The 17,545-nt window shown below is 38.7% G+C and carries 17 protein-coding genes; 5 read left to right on the forward strand and 12 right to left on the reverse strand.

All coding sequences use genetic code 11. From position 1 onward, the window contains the following. Positions 1-183 precede the first annotated feature (183 nt). The gene (locus AN390_RS07390; RefSeq protein WP_055253610.1) at positions 184-1,098 is read left to right on the forward strand and encodes a 2OG-Fe(II) oxygenase family protein; all 915 of its coding nucleotides are present in this window, start codon (positions 184-186) and stop codon (positions 1,096-1,098) included. Between the two features lie 137 nt (positions 1,099-1,235). Continuing rightward, on the forward strand, positions 1,236-1,985 hold the full coding sequence (locus AN390_RS07395; RefSeq protein ID WP_055253612.1) for an ABC transporter substrate-binding protein: 750 nt from the start codon (positions 1,236-1,238) through the stop codon (positions 1,983-1,985). Between the two features lie 53 nt (positions 1,986-2,038). On the opposite strand, the gene AN390_RS07400 is transcribed toward AN390_RS07395, so the two are convergent. The 4 genes from AN390_RS07400 to AN390_RS07415 form a co-directional block, all read right to left on the reverse strand. Beyond that, positions 2,039-4,147: a TonB-dependent siderophore receptor gene (locus tag AN390_RS07400; protein WP_055253614.1), complete on the reverse strand. Its 2,109-nt coding sequence runs from the start codon at positions 4,145-4,147 to the stop codon at positions 2,039-2,041. Between the two features lie 90 nt (positions 4,148-4,237). Then, a complete protein-coding gene (locus AN390_RS07405; protein WP_055253618.1) occupies positions 4,238-5,500 on the reverse strand; it encodes a DUF3526 domain-containing protein in 1,263 nt (420 codons plus the stop codon). Beyond that, the gene (locus tag AN390_RS07410; RefSeq protein ID WP_055253620.1) at positions 5,497-6,945 is read right to left on the reverse strand and encodes a DUF3526 domain-containing protein; all 1,449 of its coding nucleotides are present in this window, start codon (positions 6,943-6,945) and stop codon (positions 5,497-5,499) included. Before AN390_RS07410 ends, AN390_RS07405 begins: the two co-directional genes overlap by 4 nt. Then, entirely contained in the window at positions 6,945-7,772 is an 828-nt protein-coding gene (locus AN390_RS07415; RefSeq protein ID WP_173644029.1) for an ABC transporter ATP-binding protein, read from the reverse strand. Before AN390_RS07415 ends, AN390_RS07410 begins: the two co-directional genes overlap by 1 nt. A 304-nt stretch (positions 7,773-8,076) precedes the next feature. On the opposite strand from AN390_RS07415, the gene AN390_RS07420 reads away from it, so the two are divergent. Both AN390_RS07420 and AN390_RS07425 read left to right on the forward strand, forming a co-directional pair. Beyond that, a complete protein-coding gene (locus AN390_RS07420; RefSeq protein WP_055253625.1) occupies positions 8,077-8,778 on the forward strand; it encodes a metal-dependent hydrolase in 702 nt (233 codons plus the stop codon). A 399-nt stretch (positions 8,779-9,177) separates the two neighbouring features. Then, complete coding sequence (locus tag AN390_RS07425) at positions 9,178-9,780, forward strand: hypothetical protein (protein ID WP_055253627.1); 603 nt, start codon at positions 9,178-9,180, stop codon at positions 9,778-9,780. Positions 9,781-10,049: 269 nt separating this feature from the next. Here the strand turns inward: AN390_RS07425 and AN390_RS07430 are convergent, their stop codons facing one another. From AN390_RS07430 to AN390_RS07455, 6 genes are all read right to left on the reverse strand, one after another. Next, positions 10,050-10,718, reverse strand: a complete 669-nt coding sequence (locus tag AN390_RS07430) for a DUF922 domain-containing Zn-dependent protease (protein WP_055253629.1) — start codon at positions 10,716-10,718, stop codon at positions 10,050-10,052. Between the two features lie 312 nt (positions 10,719-11,030). Then, on the reverse strand, positions 11,031-11,813 hold the full coding sequence (locus tag AN390_RS07435) for a BRO family protein (protein ID WP_029774369.1): 783 nt from the start codon (positions 11,811-11,813) through the stop codon (positions 11,031-11,033). 208 nt (positions 11,814-12,021) lie between these two features. After that, positions 12,022-12,708 (reverse strand): GTPase family protein, encoded by a 687-nt coding sequence (locus AN390_RS07440; RefSeq protein ID WP_055253631.1) that lies wholly within the window; start codon positions 12,706-12,708, stop codon positions 12,022-12,024. Between the two features lie 4 nt (positions 12,709-12,712). After that, positions 12,713-13,717, reverse strand: a complete 1,005-nt coding sequence (locus AN390_RS07445; protein ID WP_055253632.1) for a GTPase family protein — start codon at positions 13,715-13,717, stop codon at positions 12,713-12,715. 325 nt (positions 13,718-14,042) lie between these two features. Then, entirely contained in the window at positions 14,043-14,327 is a 285-nt protein-coding gene (locus tag AN390_RS07450; protein WP_157686035.1) for a hypothetical protein, read from the reverse strand. Positions 14,328-14,605: 278 nt separating this feature from the next. Beyond that, the gene (locus AN390_RS07455; protein ID WP_055253636.1) at positions 14,606-15,202 is read right to left on the reverse strand and encodes a cold shock domain-containing protein; all 597 of its coding nucleotides are present in this window, start codon (positions 15,200-15,202) and stop codon (positions 14,606-14,608) included. 416 nt (positions 15,203-15,618) lie between these two features. On the opposite strand from AN390_RS07455, the gene AN390_RS07460 reads away from it, so the two are divergent. Beyond that, positions 15,619-16,239, forward strand: coding sequence for a trimeric intracellular cation channel family protein (locus AN390_RS07460; protein ID WP_055253638.1), 621 nt, complete (start codon positions 15,619-15,621; stop codon positions 16,237-16,239). A 70-nt stretch (positions 16,240-16,309) separates the two neighbouring features. On the opposite strand, the gene AN390_RS07465 is transcribed toward AN390_RS07460, so the two are convergent. Beyond that, entirely contained in the window at positions 16,310-16,819 is a 510-nt protein-coding gene (locus AN390_RS07465; protein WP_055253640.1) for a DUF421 domain-containing protein, read from the reverse strand. 107 nt (positions 16,820-16,926) lie between these two features. Further along, positions 16,927-17,367 (reverse strand): GNAT family N-acetyltransferase, encoded by a 441-nt coding sequence (locus AN390_RS07470; protein WP_055253642.1) that lies wholly within the window; start codon positions 17,365-17,367, stop codon positions 16,927-16,929. Positions 17,368-17,545: the final 178 nt, after the last annotated feature.

Genomic DNA, 17,545 nt, shown 5'->3' on the forward strand with positions numbered 1-17,545 from the left:
TAACAGCTAACAGCTAACAGCTAACAGCTAACAGCTAACAGCTAATTCTATTCATTCCGCCCCTAATTATAAACATTATTTTGATACTGTTTCCTAAAACACCTTATTTATCTAACTTTATAAATATAATAAATTGCACTCCTAGATTGATAAAACCTAATTCAACAACTGGAGTTACACATTATGTCTGCCACCCAATTACAACTTGCTCGTGCTCTAGCGTTACCTTCAAGAGAAGCCATGTTAAATCGTGAGCACTCTGTACAGCATTTTTGGTACAACAACGACCAACTACTTACACAAGCCTGGAAAGAGTGGGAAGAAACCGAAGTAGATACAACCACCTTTACCCTTGACGATTCATTACTAGATAAAAACTTACGTGAAGCCGTTAATGCAGCATGGGAAGATCCATCTAAAGAGCATTTAGTAAAATCACTACTAGAAGAAGTAGCGACTGATGTTTATCAGTTTCAATTTTTTGATCCTGAGCGCCTAGCAGTTTTACGTGGTTACCTAGAAAAAGTATGGAATGCTAACATTCCTATGCGTCCACCGTACGGTATTGTATTAAACCGCCGCGGCGCCATGCTCGACAAACGCTCAGAGGGCTATTTAGCTGCTCCTAGTTTTCAGGCATTTTATAACCAAGTATTAAATACATACATGCGCCCTATTTCACGTTTATTGTTTCCTGAAATCATAGGTTACGATACGCAAACATTCGGCTTTTCTATTTATTACGACCCAAGTACAGATGCGTCTATTCGTCCGCATACTGATGCATCATCAGTAACATTAAATATTAATTTAAACTTACCTGGGGAAGAATTTAGCGGATCAGAACTTGATTTTTACGACCAAGTAAACGAAAAAGTTGTGCAACTTAGCTTTAAACCAGGCACCGCCATGATCCACAAAGGCAATGTACCACACGCGGCAAAACCTATAACCAGTGGCGACAGAACAAACCTAGTGTTATGGCTTTTTGGCGATAATGGCCGTATACCAGCGCCGGGTTCTAAACGTACAGATATTGATGCAAAAGAGCGTTGGACTACGCCAAAAACAACGCCAGACGGCTACGCACCTTTTTAAACGGTGCCAAGTTTAACCTTTTGTGCCTAATACTTGCCCATTAAAGGTATTTAATCATACTTTAATGGGCTATTTACTTGTTACATAACCACTTAGTTACTATCTTTTTAGTATGCTAAGTTAATTTAAACAGCCTAATGAAGTTAAACTTTTTTATAATAACTACACTGCTTGTATCCTCTTTTGCCTGTGCATCGCCTACTAAACAAAAATTAGTTGTAGGTTTTGGCGAAACCCTACCACCTTTTGTAATGTCACATACCAACAGCGGGCTAACCCTCGATATTATTAAAGCCGCGTTAACCCCTTTAGGTTATCAAATAGAGCCACGCTATTACCCTTATACTCGCCGCGCTAAAGAGTATATAGATGGAAAGCTCGACATACTAGCCGACATAAACTTAAGCACAGAAAACGGCAATCTCCTAAGCGGTTATATATCAAATGAAGCCTATGAATACGAAAACGTTGCGATAGCCCTAAGGAGCAAGCATTTTAACTTTACTAAAATTTCAGATTTAACACATTACAGCTTAATCTCGTGGCCCAGCGCCGGCATACATTTAGGTGAAGAATATGCAAAAATGGCAAAAGCCAATACACAATATTACGAAGTGTACGACCAATCTCTTCAAGTTAAAATGCTTTTTTCAAACAAGGCTAATGTGATTCAAATGGATAAACAAAGTTTTAATTACTATCGCTCAACCCTTAAAGGTATTGATAGCACACAACCTGTAGATCACTTTGCGCTGTTTGGTAAAAGCCCTAGTGGCTATTTATTTAAATCAAAAAAATTACGTGATGACTTTAATATACAGCTGCAAAAGTTAAAAAATTCAGGCGAGTACTCTAAAATATTAAAAAAATACAAACACGCCAAATAAAAAAGGTCGCTTTAGCTAAGCGACCTTTTTACGTTTACAGAGCAAAATACCAATTAAAACTTATAAGAGGCAGAAAATTTAACGTTACGCGGGGTACCAGGTTGTACCCATGCATCGGCAAACGAGTTTGTGTAATACGTTTCATCAAACAGGTTATTTACCTCAGCCTTAACACCAATCGCGTCTGTTACATCGTAATTTAAAAATACACGCGCGGTTGTATAACTGGGTAGTTTAAAGTCGGTACCAAAATAGCCATTGCGTTCATCTACAAATAATAGCCCGCCACCAAATTTAATTGCATTGCCATATAACTCGCCCGATTTAACAAGCTGCAAGCTAAGTTGATGCTCTGGTACATTTAAAAGTGGCTCGCCGGCCTCTACTGTGTAGCCAAAGTTAGCATCAAAAAATGCGTTTTGTATTTGGGCATCTACATACGCATACGACGCCCAAATTTCTAAACTATCGCTAAGCTCACCCGTTAGGTCTAATTCTATTCCCTTACTTTGCGCTTCGCCTATGGCTGCGTAGGTAAACGCTGTTGGGTCATCTACTACTAGCATGTTGTCTTGATCTACTTTAAATACAGCAACGGTACCAAATAACGCACCATCGTTAAGGGTAAATTTTACACTTAGCTCAGCAGAGGTAGATTGGTTTGGCTCAAAACCATCGCCATTGGTATCAGCACCCGAAAGCGGGCGAAAGTTTTCGCCGTAGGCTGCATAAACAGATACATAATCACCGGCTTCATACACCACACCAAACTGCGGGCTCACGCGCGACTGCGTTTGTTTAGTATTAGTGCCTGCTAAACGGTTATTTAAGCGCTGCTCGTAATCATCAAAACGGGCACCAATACGAATATCTAACTTATCGGTTACGCTTATTTGGTCTTGAATAAATACCCCTACCGACTCTTGAATCTCTACGCGGTCGGTATTAGATGTAGGCGTTGGTAATTCATACGCGCCGTATACAGGGTTAAATACATTAATGTATTGATCGCCCCGTACACGTAAAATAAATTGATCGTTTTCAAATTTATCAGCGTCAACACCCATAATTAAACGGTGCTCAAAACCGCCCAGCTCAAGGCTGCCGCTTAGCTCTGCACGCAATACATGGTATTGAGCATCAAAATCGCGGTAGCGCCTAAAGCGGTTTACTTCGCCATTAACTACGCCGCCAAAACCGGTTTCGGTTGCAAAGCCTTCCATAGAGGTATCACGGTAGTTTGCACCAAATAAAATGCTCCAGTTATCACCAAAGTCATGAATGTACTCTAACTGATGCCCTAGTACATCGGCTTCGATTGGGCCATCGCCCGGCTCACCTAAAAAACGGCTTTGTGGAATAAGCCCAAGTTCGCCATCTATGGCTAATACGCCTCTATCAAACGGCACTTCTTGGTCGCTGTATTCAAGCTCGTAAACAAGTTGGCTGCTGTCGTTAATATTCCACACTATTGACGGGCTAAAGCCGTGTTTAGTGGTTTCTATGGTGTCTCTAAAGCTCTGGGCGTCTTCGTAAAAACCAACCAATCTAATTGCAACGTCATCGTTAAGCGCTGTGGTGTAATCTACATCGGCGCGGTAAGTATCAAAACTCGCTACCGAGAGCTTAATTTCACCTTGCGTATCAAGCGTTGGGCGTTTAGTAACTAGGTTGACTGTACCACCTGGCTCACCACGGCCAAATAAAGCCGCACGCGGGCCTTTTAAAACCTCAACCGACTCAATACCCGACAAATCACGCGAGCCACCAAAACCGCGCCCAGCATTAAAACCATTTACTAAGTAGTTACTGGGTAGGTTTTCGTCGCCTACAAAGCCACGTAACGAAAAACTATTCCAAAGCCCACCAAAGTTATTTTGCCGTGCAACCGAGGCCGATAAATCAAGCGCTTGGTCTAGGCTTACTGCACCTGCATTTTCAAGCGCTTCTAAATCAATTTTAAGCTCTGATTGTGGAGTTTCTAGTTGGCTAAAGTTACCTTGGTAAGCTTGGCGCGTAGCAACTACAGACAGTCTTTCAATGTTTGTGTTTGCGCTGTGTGTTTGCTGGTTTTGATCAGCAGCTAAAACCTGGCTGCTAAATAAGCTTACTAGGCACGCACTTAAATAGGTGAGCTTAAGCCCTGTTGTGTTGGTTTTCATTGTGAACCTTGTTAGTAATATAAGTATTTTATAATTATGGTGTTGTTACTAGGTGCGCTAAACAACGGCGTTTAGCGCACCTAGTAAGGGTTACTTTGCTATAGCCTCAAAGCGTGGCATATTATTTAGAACTGATTTAGGCGGGTTACCCTTATAAAATAACCAAGGGTAATAAAACTCACGTAATTGCTGATGATAATCGCGAATTTGCTGCTCGTATGCATACGCCGCTACTGAGTCGGTTTGGGCGGCTCGCGTTAAGCTGCGCTGCAATAACAGCGGTGGCGAAAACCACGACACAACGCCTGCTAAGTCATATTTTTTAGCGGCTGCGTCTCGGTATTCTTTAGAGAGCGGCGCTGCTTTTAAATCGCCCATTTGCTGAAATGCGTAATACCATTTCCACTCAAACTCACTGCTCATAGCAATGTATGGCGCAAGTGCTGGGTACTCTTTAATAAAAGGCTGCATAGTGGCAGATTTTGGTAAATCCCAGGCATCATTTACGGCTTCACGCTGAGTAAGCATAATGTCGCCACCCTTAGGCGAATGCACCGACTTATTTATAGCAAGGTCGCCTAAAATAGGAATAATAAAAGCAAATAATACCCATAAACCAATTAGGCCAGAGGCTACGCGCGGCGCACTAGTCGCGTTTTTGCCCCACCACACACTCAGCGCAGTCCAAAATGCAAGGTATGCAATACAAAGTAGCGATACATACGCAATTTCAAACGCGCTTGCCCCAGCTATAAATGCACCTATAAAAAATGGCAGCATTAAACATACTATTACTGCTAAAAACCTTACCGTTATACGTGCGCCCCACAAGGCAAAGTACGATTTAGCCGTAGTAACCAGTAAGTCGTGCCTGCCGCTAGTGCGCTCATTTGCAAATAAGTCATGAAACAGCAAAATAATAACCAGTGGTGCTAAGGCGCTAATTACAAATACAAAATCAATTTTACCGGCCTGTGCCAGCTCGGCATTTTGCGAATCGCTTTCGTAAATTTGCCCCTCTATTGCCAATAAATTAATACGGTGTTTCCACGGGAATATATCGCGTTCCCCTAATGCAGCAAATGCAAGGTTAGATGGCTGAGAATACGTTAAATGAAAACTGTAATAAGCCAACATGCCCGGATCGTCTTGCTTTTGATGCACTTTAGCGCGGTCGCTTTGATCTGCCTCTTTTAAACGCTCTATTGTTTGCTGCTGCGCACTTACTTCGCTAAGCCCGCTGTATATTGCAAAGCCCGATAAAACAAAGCTACATAACAGCAATACCACAAGGTACTTTTGACGCAGTAAAAAGCCCCATTCTCGTGTAAGTTGTGTAATTAAATAACTCATATCAAACGTTTTCCTACCAATTTAATACCGCCTACAAGTACTACAATCCACAGTATTAACTGTAAAAAAGCAGGTACACTTCTTTGCGCGCGAACATCAGCGCTATCTACATCAAAGGTAAAGTTTTGCAGTATTTGCCAGTTCTCTGATCCTACGCGCGCTTTTTTAGTAGCCTCGGTATTGGCGTTACGGTTCATATCAACTTGGTAATCAAGCTTTTCAATGTGTACTTTGTTAAGCCCTTGAACAAAATCAAAGCGCAGCTGTTCGGTTTCGCGTAAAAAGCGATGATGGGTTTCTATGCTTGTGCCCACTACAATCATCGACAGCGAGCGAATAGCCACCATAGGCGATACCCAACCAAAGTAACGCGATACCTGCGTTTGTTTAAGCTCACTTTGCATGCGCTGCTCGGCAAACTGGTTTAATACCTTAGTTTGTTTAGCCTCTGATTCACTGGCCACTAACCCTCTAAAGTTTACTGGTAGCTCATCAATGCTGTTTACGTTGTATTTTTTTAGCAGAGATTGTTTAAATTGCTTAAAGGCGGGGTCGTTGGTGTTATGGCCATCACCTAGTTTTCTAAGCTCAGCTTTTACTGCAAAGTCGGTTTCTATTTTACCGGCCGATGGCACAGCCGTAGAGGCACTGGTACTTGCTACGCGGGGCATAACAATGCACAGTAAAATCCACACAAACGCAAGCGCTGTAAAGCTGCCACTATTTTTACTAAACACGCTCGATGCTAATAAAACAACTAACACCCACACGCTTAAATACAATGCATAGCCCACAATAAAACTAACAACTGCTAAAAGGCTCTCACCCGCGCCCAGCGTAAATAACGCCGACACCGCTAATGGCGCAATAATTAACCCAACAACACACAAAAGCGCTAGCCCTTTACCCGCAATAAGCGTGCTGCCTTTGGTGCCTTGCGCTAATAAATACGACAACGTTTGCGATTCGCGCTCACGGCTAATAGAGCTGTAACCAATTAAAATAAGCAGTAACGGCGCTAATGTTTGCACTATAAAAGCTGGCGTTAAGCTGCCAAGTTTTGTTAAAGCTGTGCCTTGGCGCTGCTCGGCAAACATTGCACTATTTTGCCTATGCCCTTCTAAAAATATTGAGTTACCTGTGTAGGCATCAATCCCCGGATCTAGGGTGCTCAGTGGGGTTGGGGTTCTAAATGCGTAATGCCCGTAATGCACCATTCTGTGTGGGTGGCGATCGGGCTGCTCAGCAAAGCTTTGCTCTGCATTGCTTTGTAATTCATTACGAGTGTGGCTGAGTTCGTGCATTGTTATGGCAGTCACCACCACCGATGAAAGCGTAAATAATAAACCTATGGCTAAAACGGTCATCGCCAGTTTTGAGCGAAGCCAATAGCGCCACTCATCTTTGGCAACTATCACCACCTTTGAAAAGTTATTTTTGCTCATTACGCGCCTCTTTGTGCAAACGCGGCATGAACTTGCTCGGTATCAATTCGGCCGTTTTGAGGCGCGTCAAATTCGCCCACCAGCTCGCCCGCTCTTAATAAACCAATTCGGTTTGCAACTTGGCATGCGCCGTATACATCGTGCGTTACCATTAAAATAGTGGCGCCGGTTAATGCAAGCTCACGCACTAACTGGTTAAACTCATCAATAGCAACAGGGTCAAGGCCCGATGTAGGCTCATCGAGTAAAAATATGGGTGCTTGGCGTAAAATAGCCAGTGCAATCGCGGTTTTTTGCCTCATGCCTTTAGAATACGTTTGCATAGGACGCTGCCATGCAGCTTGCTGTAGCGCTACACGGTTAAACGCAGCATTAATTTGTTCATCGGTTTTTTTAATATCAGCAAGCGATAAAAAATACGCCACGTTTTCGCGGGCAGTTAAATGCGGATATAACGTTGCCGACTCTGGCAAATACGCCGTTTTGCCGCGTACAAAATCAAGTGCGTGTGTTACCTCTTTGCCCGCTACTTTTACAGAGCCTTGAGTGGGTTTATTAAACCCAAGCAAAGTTTTTAACGTGGTTGATTTACCCGCTCCGTTACCGCCAAGTAACGCGTAAATTTCGCCTGAGCCTACGCTAAAGTTTAGGTTTTTTAAAATGGCGTTGTTTTTAATGCTAAAACTTAACGAGTCCACTTCAATAATGGCTTCGCTTTTAACTGCTTGAGTAGCGGCTTGAGTTGTATTTAGGGCTTCATTACGTGTTTGTTCCACACGTGGAGATTCTTTCGGTGATGTTTGATTAACAGCTGTAGGTGTACTCACATTCAAACTCTATTAAGGGAAATTAGAATGCGTTGAATGTTATACTATATCAAACACGTATTGCAACACTATAACATATTAATAATTAACAAATGATGCAGAGGTTTTAATAGTGTTACCCACGTTGATTTATTCAACGGGTTTTGCCTATTACAAAAATCCATAACCATTTAGGTTAAAATCATTCATAACGCAGCGTTTAATATTAAGTACTTAAGTTATTTACGCCTTACCTTTAAAGTAAATTGAACAATGAACTTTTCAATTGCTAGAATGCCAACCTATTTTTCTATCAAGAGATACAATGGCAAATTTCAATACTCATCTTAATACTGCAGTCATCATCACAGGTTTAGGCTCGGCCACTTTATTATCTGCAGGCCATATTGATTTAAACGGCGCACTTTGGTTATGGTTTTTAGGCTCAATTGGCGGCTTATTACCCGACATAGACTCAGATAACTCAACCTCGCTCAATACTATTTTTAACTTATTCGCACTAAGCGCTGTATTACTGGTGCTGCATTACATAACCACCGAGCTAATAATCGAAATTAGTTTTATAGTGCTAATCGTAGTGCCGTTATTGGTGTACGGGTTTATGAAATACATTATTAGGCCCATTTTTGAATGGATCACCGTGCACAGAGGCAGCTGCCACTCGTTATTATTTTTAGTGCTATGCGCGCTTTTAACAACGCAAGTAACGTGGCAACTAAACGAGCAAACAACCACACAAGCAGCCACCTTTGCCTGGTTAACAGGTGGGTTTATTTTAATCGGCGGGTTAATTCATTTATTACTCGATGAAATTTACAGTGTAGATTTAAGCAATGTCACCATTAAACGCTCCTTTGGCACCGCGTTAAAAATAGCTGACTTCGACAATAAATTAATTACCTTGGCATCAATAATTGCCATTGCAGGTTTAATCTATGTAGCCCCGCCTACAGAGCAAACTATTATCGCATTAAGTGATTGGTCTCACTTTAGGCTTTTATCTTAATAAATAATATTTAGCTTGGTCACACAAAATACCCATAAACATTGTTTGTGGGTATATATGCTTTATTAAGCGATTGTTTTAATTTCCTTTTAAATAAACAACCACCTTAGTTAGTCGAAGTAACCCCAACATTTAATTTAAAGGTTAATTCATAAAAAGGATAAGAGGCGCCTCGCTTTTATAGGCTTAACAGCTTAACTCAATGTGGCTTTGCCAATTTAAGTTTCATTAAAAGCGCAAGTTTTAGCCTATTTGATATTAATTATTATTTTTATTGGTTTTAGTGAAATAATTACTCCGCTTTACCTGTCTTATAGCAACAATACTTTCATCTGTTTGATGTATGCAAAGCGACTACAACTTTTAAAGCGTCAAATATAAAATTATAAGAGGTACATAATGGAATTTACACATAAGCGCACCACCCTAATTACAGCATCGTTATTGTTGGCGTTGGCGATAACCCAAGCTATTTTTACTGCCCTTTACAGTGCTGAAATTAGCTTTTCAAGACAGTATGCATGGGGACTAGAAGCCGTGCTGTTTACTGTGCTTGTGGCCTTTGCAAGTACCACTATGGTGCAAGCTAAAAACGCTCAACTAGGTTGGTCGGCTATCACATTTAGCGCAATACTTAACATAGTACAGGTAAGCATTGGCCTAACGTTGTTTTCAACATTTGGCAAAGTAGCGGGCGCAGTAGAAGGCGCACAACCTTTAATTGGCGGCGTGGTGTCTTTATCATTTATGATTTACTACGCAGCTAAATTATTATTAGGATTAGCAGCTGTTGTTTTTGGCCTGTCTTACTTAGCTAAAGGTGGCAAAGCCATTGGCGGCCTTACAGCCCTAGCAGGCGCGGTTGCAATGCTTGCAAATGCAGTATTAATTATTGCTGGGCGTGATGGAATCCTACCATCAGGCGTTGCTGGTGCATCAGGCATGATTGCAACGTTACTTCTAGCAATCTGCTTATTTAGCCTTAACCGTAAAGCAGACTAAGGCTTAATGCCTTACGAGTAATGTAGTTACTTAAATAGGTTATAAACATCGGCGTGAATAAGAGTGCTAATTCGCCGATGTTTTACGCTTGAAGTATACGCCTTGCGCATTCCAATTTTCCTCCTTCTTAGTAATCTAGATACTAACTCACAAAGAGATTATGAGACGCTGCGCTTTTAGATGGTATTGATAGCTTATATCAAAAGCTTTTAACTAATTTAGGTTTGATGTATGAAGTCAAGGTTGCTTCCATTCAGCTCATATTTTTCCTAATGGTTGCCCCCACTCTTATCCAAATGCAAATACAACCATGCCTTCTGTGTCTCGCCATGATTAGTATTTACATCGTAATTTTTATTTGCTTCCTTTAATTCATCCATTAACTTGTAAGCTAAATTATTTGCAGATTTTTCTAATATATTACAGTCAGATTTAGGGCCAATAGAAAGTAACTTTTTATCTATTTTATTAGCTATATTTTTAGCTAATTCACCATGCCCTTCTTCATGAGTTTTCAAGTTTGGATACCAATTAGACCAAATAGCTTTAACATCAGGTTTCGAAGATTTTAATTTAGGCAGTGTGTATTTTAACTTTAATGTTGTTTCAACTTTAGTAAAAACACATTGATTGTCATTGGTCTTCCACCAAAACCGCCAGTTAATATTATATTTTGTATATCCATGAAAAACTTCTCCATTCTCCCTTATCGGTGAAGTCCTATTTAACGTTCTTAATAGATCGTTTTTAGATGTAGGAGCTACTTCATAAAACTGAAACCCTTCATAGACTTTAGTTTCTGCATTTGAATAAAATGATAATAAGGTAATTAGCAATGCTAGAGCCTTAACTAAACGTTCCTTGTAACGTAGCAACTTGTCAAATCTAATTAAACAAATAAAACTCTCCCAGTTAAATTTAATACGTTCGTATTTCAAGTTAATACCCTTTTCGTAATCTAAAGGCTAATTCACAGAGAGGTTATAAGACGCTTCGCTTTTAGAGGCTATAAATAGCTTATATCAAAGCAATTTTGACTAATTTAAGTTTTGATGTGTGAAGTCAAGATTTGACCCCTTGCCTTTCTAATTCGCCGATGTTTTATGTTTGAAGTGTCAGCCATCTTATTTTTTAAGGCTAATCCACAAAGAGGCTATGAGGCGCTTCGCTTTTAGAGGGTTAAAAATAGCCTTTATTAAAAGCTTTTAGCCAATATATGTATTGATGTCTCTGCTCACTATTCATAAGCTTCAATTCCCAGCTTGAATAACTAACTCGATAGCTTCATCTATTATATTAACCGAGTAACGTGCTCTAGTTCTTTCACCTGAAGGACATGCAATTCTTGGTTCTGAATATTTAAAGTTTATATTTTCGCACCAAACAACAATCTCAAACTCTTTACTCTTTGATACTGTAATATTTAAAAACTCAAGCCTTTCTTTCACAGTAATAATATGTTTTAAATCTTTATCACCAACTTCAATTGATGCAAGGCGATCGTCTATACTTCCAAGTTTAGATTTTACATCTTCAACTTCGGTTTCCAATTTGTCTTGACGAACAATCGCATTAGCTAGAGCCCTTGAATTTTGAGCCAATATTTCGGCCATTTGCGATAAAGCTGAACCTTTAGGAATTAATGGCGGTGGATAACAACCATGTTTAGTTAAAGAAGGTATTACTTCATGATATAGCCATTTTTGAAATCTTTTACCTGCTTTGCTTTTGTCACTTGATAGAACACGAAATAATCCGGGTTGAGTTACAAAAATTTCTTTTTCTTCTGTGAAAGTGGGATTTATGGCTGGAATCATAATATATTCATCAGTATCTAATGAACTAAGTTGATTTTTTATTATTCCTGCCATTGATTTAGATATATGCTTTTCATCTAGCTCTCTATTTTCTTTGTTAAGAGTAATTAATACATCTTTAAGTGACACGTGAAGAATATCTTCGTACTGGCATGTCCTGATATCAGATGATCCAGTTTCTCCTTCATAGCATATTTTTACTAAGTTACTTTCCACCTTAATATTTACTCCATAATTTATTAAAATTTCATCCGCACAAAGCTAAGTGAAACTAGGAACTATCCTTAACGATAATACCGTACTCATCAAACAACTCCGATGATAAAGTACAAGTATACAGTTTTAGCTTTTTTACTAATAAGTCTAAACTTACCGATACACAAACTAAAAAATTATACCTATTAAACGACTTGCATGTATGCTTTTACTTTAAAACTAAATTTCTTTTTTGGTTTGGCATATTATCAACAAGTAAATCTAGGAGGACATCAATATTATACCCATATTCTGCTGAGTAATAGATAGGCTTAATGATACTAACTCCAGTAGCTTCCTTTACTCGATTTTGAATAGAAATAGTCTGAGACTCTAAGAAATCCTTTAGTTTCTCCATTGGCTCATTATTGGTATAATCCCAGTATCTACCTTTCATTGCCATATCAGCCTGATTTACAGCTACAACAATTCTTTCTTTTTGGAAATTTGGGACAATTATTTCATTTAATAGTTTATAGTTTGTTCCCATATCTCTATTTGAGCCTTCTATGATCACTAGAACCATATCTATAAAGCCATGCTTGTTATCGCTCATAGAATAATCTTTGTAGAGCAACTCAACTATTTTTTTAGAATGTTCACGATCCTTTTCGATTCCATCCCCCAAACCAGGAGTATCCCACAGTCGGAAATAATCATTGAGCATATAACTCGTTAAAGTCATTGTTTCAGGATCTACACCTTTTCCAACCTTAGCAATATCCTTTTGAAATATACTGTTTAATGTTGTAGATTTTCCAGCTCCTGTAACTCCTGTAACCATAATATCTAATGGATTGATCCCAATAATATTTAAGCCTGTAATGAAATCTGTTTCTCTATAATTTTTATACATTCAATTACCATAGATCTTTGATAATAGAGCCAACACTGCTGACTAAAGATTTTACAGCTCCAACCGCGGCTCCAGCAACTTTACCAATAGCTTCACCCGTTTTTCCCATACCCAGTATATTACCAAGCTCTTTACCTATTTCTCCGCCTGCCTTAGATGTTTCTACAATAGTTTCTACAAATGACTTATGAAGTTCAGCCGTATAATCCTTGATTTCATCGCTATCTTGCCACATTTCTTTCTCATCCGAAGTAGCATTCACATAAGCCAATCGTTTATCTATAGGTGTATTTTTAACAATAAAATAAAGTAGCTTAGATAAATTGTAAGGTTTTTGTTCTTCATCACTATCTTTAAAACCTGCTGAATAATAAATAGGCTCGATATTTATTCCTGTTGCTTCTTTAACCCTATTTTTCACAGATTTAACTTTATCATTTAAAAAATCGACGAGCTTAGGTTCAGGCTTATTACTTACAAAATTCCAATATCTGCCTTTCATTGCTACATCGGCCTGATTGATAGCAATTAAAACTCTATCTTTTGCATTTTCACCAATATTAGGAATAATTACCGAATTTATTAATTCATAAGATGTACCTAGATCCCGACTTCCACCATCTAAAATAACTAAAACTAAATCAATTAGTGGCTTGTTATCTGAATCCAATTCATTAAGCTTTGAAATGATCGCTTTTGAATGTTTTATATCTTTCTCTTTTCCATCCCCCAATCCAGGACTATCCCATAAAATTAGATTATCTAATTCATATTTTGTTATTTCCATTGTCTCGGGGTCAGCACCTATACCAACTTTAGCAACATCCATATTGAACATCGCATTTATTGTAGAGCTTTTACCACAACCTGTTGCGCCAGTTATCATCAAGTTTGTTTGTTTATTTTTTAAATTTAATATATTTTCATAAAACTTTTTTTTTGCGGTTTCATCTAAATTAGATGAATTAATATCATTTTCCATATCCTTAAAAATATTACTTTCTTTCATTTTATTTCCTCAAGCTTTATGAATTTTAATTTTATACGTTTTAGAAACCAATTCAGTAATGAACACCACATGCACACATAACAAGACTGTAGAATAACTCCAACAGCCAAATTCAATTAAAAAACGAGCTTCTGTGATTAACTCTAAGCGTTTTTAAAGCATTAGGTAATGCATTTTGGACTCATAAAACAGGCTGTTTTTATTTAAAAAGAGTAATTCTATAGCGTCAACGCCGCATTAAGCGGACTAAAGCAGTGGTTTATAATTTGTAGCGGAGCGAAACCTAACCAACTGTTTTAGCTGCGTTTAAAACACCTTGTTATGTTTATTTAATAAATGCGACGACTACTTGAGCAACGCCAACTAAAACAAGCGCGCCTGTTAGCCAATTTAAAGCACCAGCCACTTTACTAGATGAATTTGATGACTCTTCAAATGCCTCTCTTAAGTTACCCATTTCTTCAGCTAAGTCTTCAGCAGTTTTAATAAGTTTTTCTAAAGCAGATGCAGATTTTTTAACAGATAAAAATACGGTGTTCTCGCTCATAGCTTTATAAAACGTATCTTCTATATCAGCCAACGTGCGTTCTTTTTTATTAGAAAAATGCATTGGAGCTCGGTTAAACATAACTGCTTATTGAACCTCACTTTGAGGAGTTATAACACCCCAAAACGGCGTAGATTACGTTGTTCGGTAATTACACCAAACAACTCGTTTATAAACAGACAATAACAATTGCTACTCAGTAGCCTTTGTTATTTAACCCCATAACGACTTTTAATTATGTTATGGCGCAAACCTCGCAACACTGTACTTATATACGCACACAGTAAAACCTATCTTAAACTTAACCTTTAACTAATTTATTTCTAAAATTACCACTCATTTTAAAACCTTGTATCGTTCTCACATGGGTCACCATCTCTATCACCATCCATTTTTGTATTCGGGCAGTTATTTATAAAAAATACCGCCTCTGCACGGGAAGTCATTTGGCTACAGTGCTGCCTGCCGTCACAGGTAAAATTTTGTGTGTTTTGAGGAATTACAATTTTTGGATATTTTTCATCAAAAGTGGCTAAATCGGCATTCGTAATAACAGGTGTTTGGTTATTAAATTGCTCACTACTTTGATAATGGTTGTATTTATTTAACGCGATAAAGCCAAGTACGGCGATAATGCTAATTGAGGCTACTTTGCCTAAAAAGCTGTCGGTAAAATTAGATTTAGCAACACGGTGATGGTTTGATTTTTTAGGCGTGAATTTAAGTGCAGCTACGCCTTCTATCCGGCAATTTACGGCTTTGTTTTTACCATCAGGCTGTGTAGCGACTTCAAAATAAATGGTGTCGCCCACTTTAGGTTTGCGGCTCATATGTTTGAGCGCTGAAATGTGTATAAAGGTGTCGCGCTCTAGGGTGTCTGATTTAATAAAACCAAAGCCCTTTTCGTCATTCCACGCTTTTAACAATCCTTTGTTCATGTATTTACCTGTGCTGATTAAACTGCGATTACGCAAATTCCATTTAAGTTAAGAATCGTTAGTATACGTTCCTAAATTGCTACCACGCAACCAAATATTCATATTAGGTTAATTTAAAGACGCCAATTAGTTTGCAAAATACTTAACCGTATAGGGAAAATACCGAGCTTTGAGGTTTAAAATGCAGCAATAAAATAGCCTGTTTTATTTTATAAATTACGGCCATTTGTCCTTTATTCTACGACAGCTAACTTTTGCGAAGCGATTAGCTTAACAGCTTGTTTACACACGGTTTTGTTATTAGTTATTTCTATCTGAATTAAGCCAATTTAGTATGATTTTTCATTCGTTATTTACTTAATTTATCTATACAATCCACACCTTATTTTTACGTGCAATTTTCAAGTGATTATCTCATGCTATTAACCGTTGTTTATATTGTTGGTATTACCGCAGAAGCCATGACCGGCGCACTTAGCGCTGGGCGAATGAAAATGGATTGGTTTGGCGTTGTACTGGTTGCCAGTGCAACGGCAATTGGTGGTGGTAGCGTGCGAGATATTTTACTAGGCAATTACCCACTTACCTGGGTTCAGCACCCAGAGTATTTATTAATTACTTGTATAGCGGGTATTGTTACTACCTGGCTTGCCAAATGGGTTGTTAAATTTAAAGGCATTTTTATGCGCTTAGATGCGCTAGGGCTTGCGGCGTTTAGCATTATTGGCTGCCAAGTTGGGCTAAATATGGGCCTGCACTATGGTATTTGCGTTGTGGCTGCGGTTGTAACCGGTGTATTTGGTGGCTTACTGCGCGATTTAATATGTCGCCAAGCGCCTTTAGTACTCCATAACGAGCTATACGCGAGTGTATCGTTACTGGTTGCCAGCTTATTCCTAGCACTGCACCATTACAATATTGATGACAACATCAGCATTATTGTAAGCCTTGTTGCAGGCTACTTAATACGTATGGCGTCAATTCGCTTTAAGTGGCGTTTACCTACCTTTAGTTTGTTAGAGCATCACGCTAAATAAATTAGGCTTTAATAAAAGATAAGGCAGGTATTAAACCTGCCTTAATTAATATAAGTACTAGCGCCTTACTTTATTGCTCGCTTACATCACTTAACGCAGTTTTTAACCCACTGTTATTTTGTTTAAGTACGCTAAAACTGCCGTCGGTTTCTAGCACTACGGCGGCTACATCTTCTATGGCTAATATACCCGCACCACGAATGGCAGCGCGAATTTCTGATTTAGTTACCCGCTGCGATTTAAGCGCCGCCGTACAATATTCACCATTACTCAGCAATAGCGTAGGCTCTGCTTTTATAAGCGAAGCAAATTTAGGTGAGCGTACACTTAGCCACGTAATAAAATATTGCAGCCCTATTAACACAACAAACGCGAGCATGCCCTCTAGCAGCGCAACGCTTTTTGTAATGATCACCGAGGCTAAAATAGATCCCAGCGCAATAGTGACAATAAAATCAAACACGTTCCATTTAGAAAGCGTACGCTTACCCGATATACGCAGCCAAAATACCAGCGCTACATAACCCAGCACGCCAATAATAAGTACGCGTATTAAGCCCTGCATATCATCAAAAAACATAGTCACTCCTTTATATGCGTTATTTACTTACTGTAAGCAGTTCCTGCAATAGTTAATTAAACCCTACATGGCACATAGTTAAATAACGATGAATAAAGCGCCCTATTTTATTTTGCTAATTGTTTTACAAACTTAATTTTACTTTGCATCGTACTTTGTTTATCGACATAGCCACCTATGTGATAGCCGTTTGTGATTAACATAGTGAGCATTTGAGGAAACCGGTTCATCGAATTTACATGTATATGCGTGTAGCCTTGCTCAGCGGCCCATTGCTCCTGATGAATAAGTAGCTTTTTAGCTATACCAAGCCTACGGTATTTAAAATGTACGCCACCAAGCCAGCTATAAAATTGTGTAGTTGATTGCTCATAGCCAATTTTAAAACCGACTAATGTATCTTCAAGGTAGGCCACTAATATAAGTGCTTTTTTATTATTTAAACGTTTGTGTACTGTTTGATTATCAATAGTGGTTAATAGTTCAGGGACATGTTTACTCACTGCGGTTACATCGTCAATTGTGCCTGTTTTGATAGTAATAGCCATAAAAGTTCCTTGTTTTAAAACATGAGTTCTAGCCGAACGCATGCTGCCCTTTACTTAGGGTATAAATTTTGGCTACTTAGCTCTTATATTTAATTTATAATGTCTGCGTTTAAATATATAAATACTGAGCGTTATTGCCCTTTTATTTTTGCAGTGTCATATTTACTAGGTAGTTAAA

The organism is Pseudoalteromonas sp. P1-11, assembly GCF_001399995.1.
In the GTDB taxonomy this organism is placed as follows: domain Bacteria; phylum Pseudomonadota; class Gammaproteobacteria; order Enterobacterales; family Alteromonadaceae; genus Pseudoalteromonas; species Pseudoalteromonas atlantica.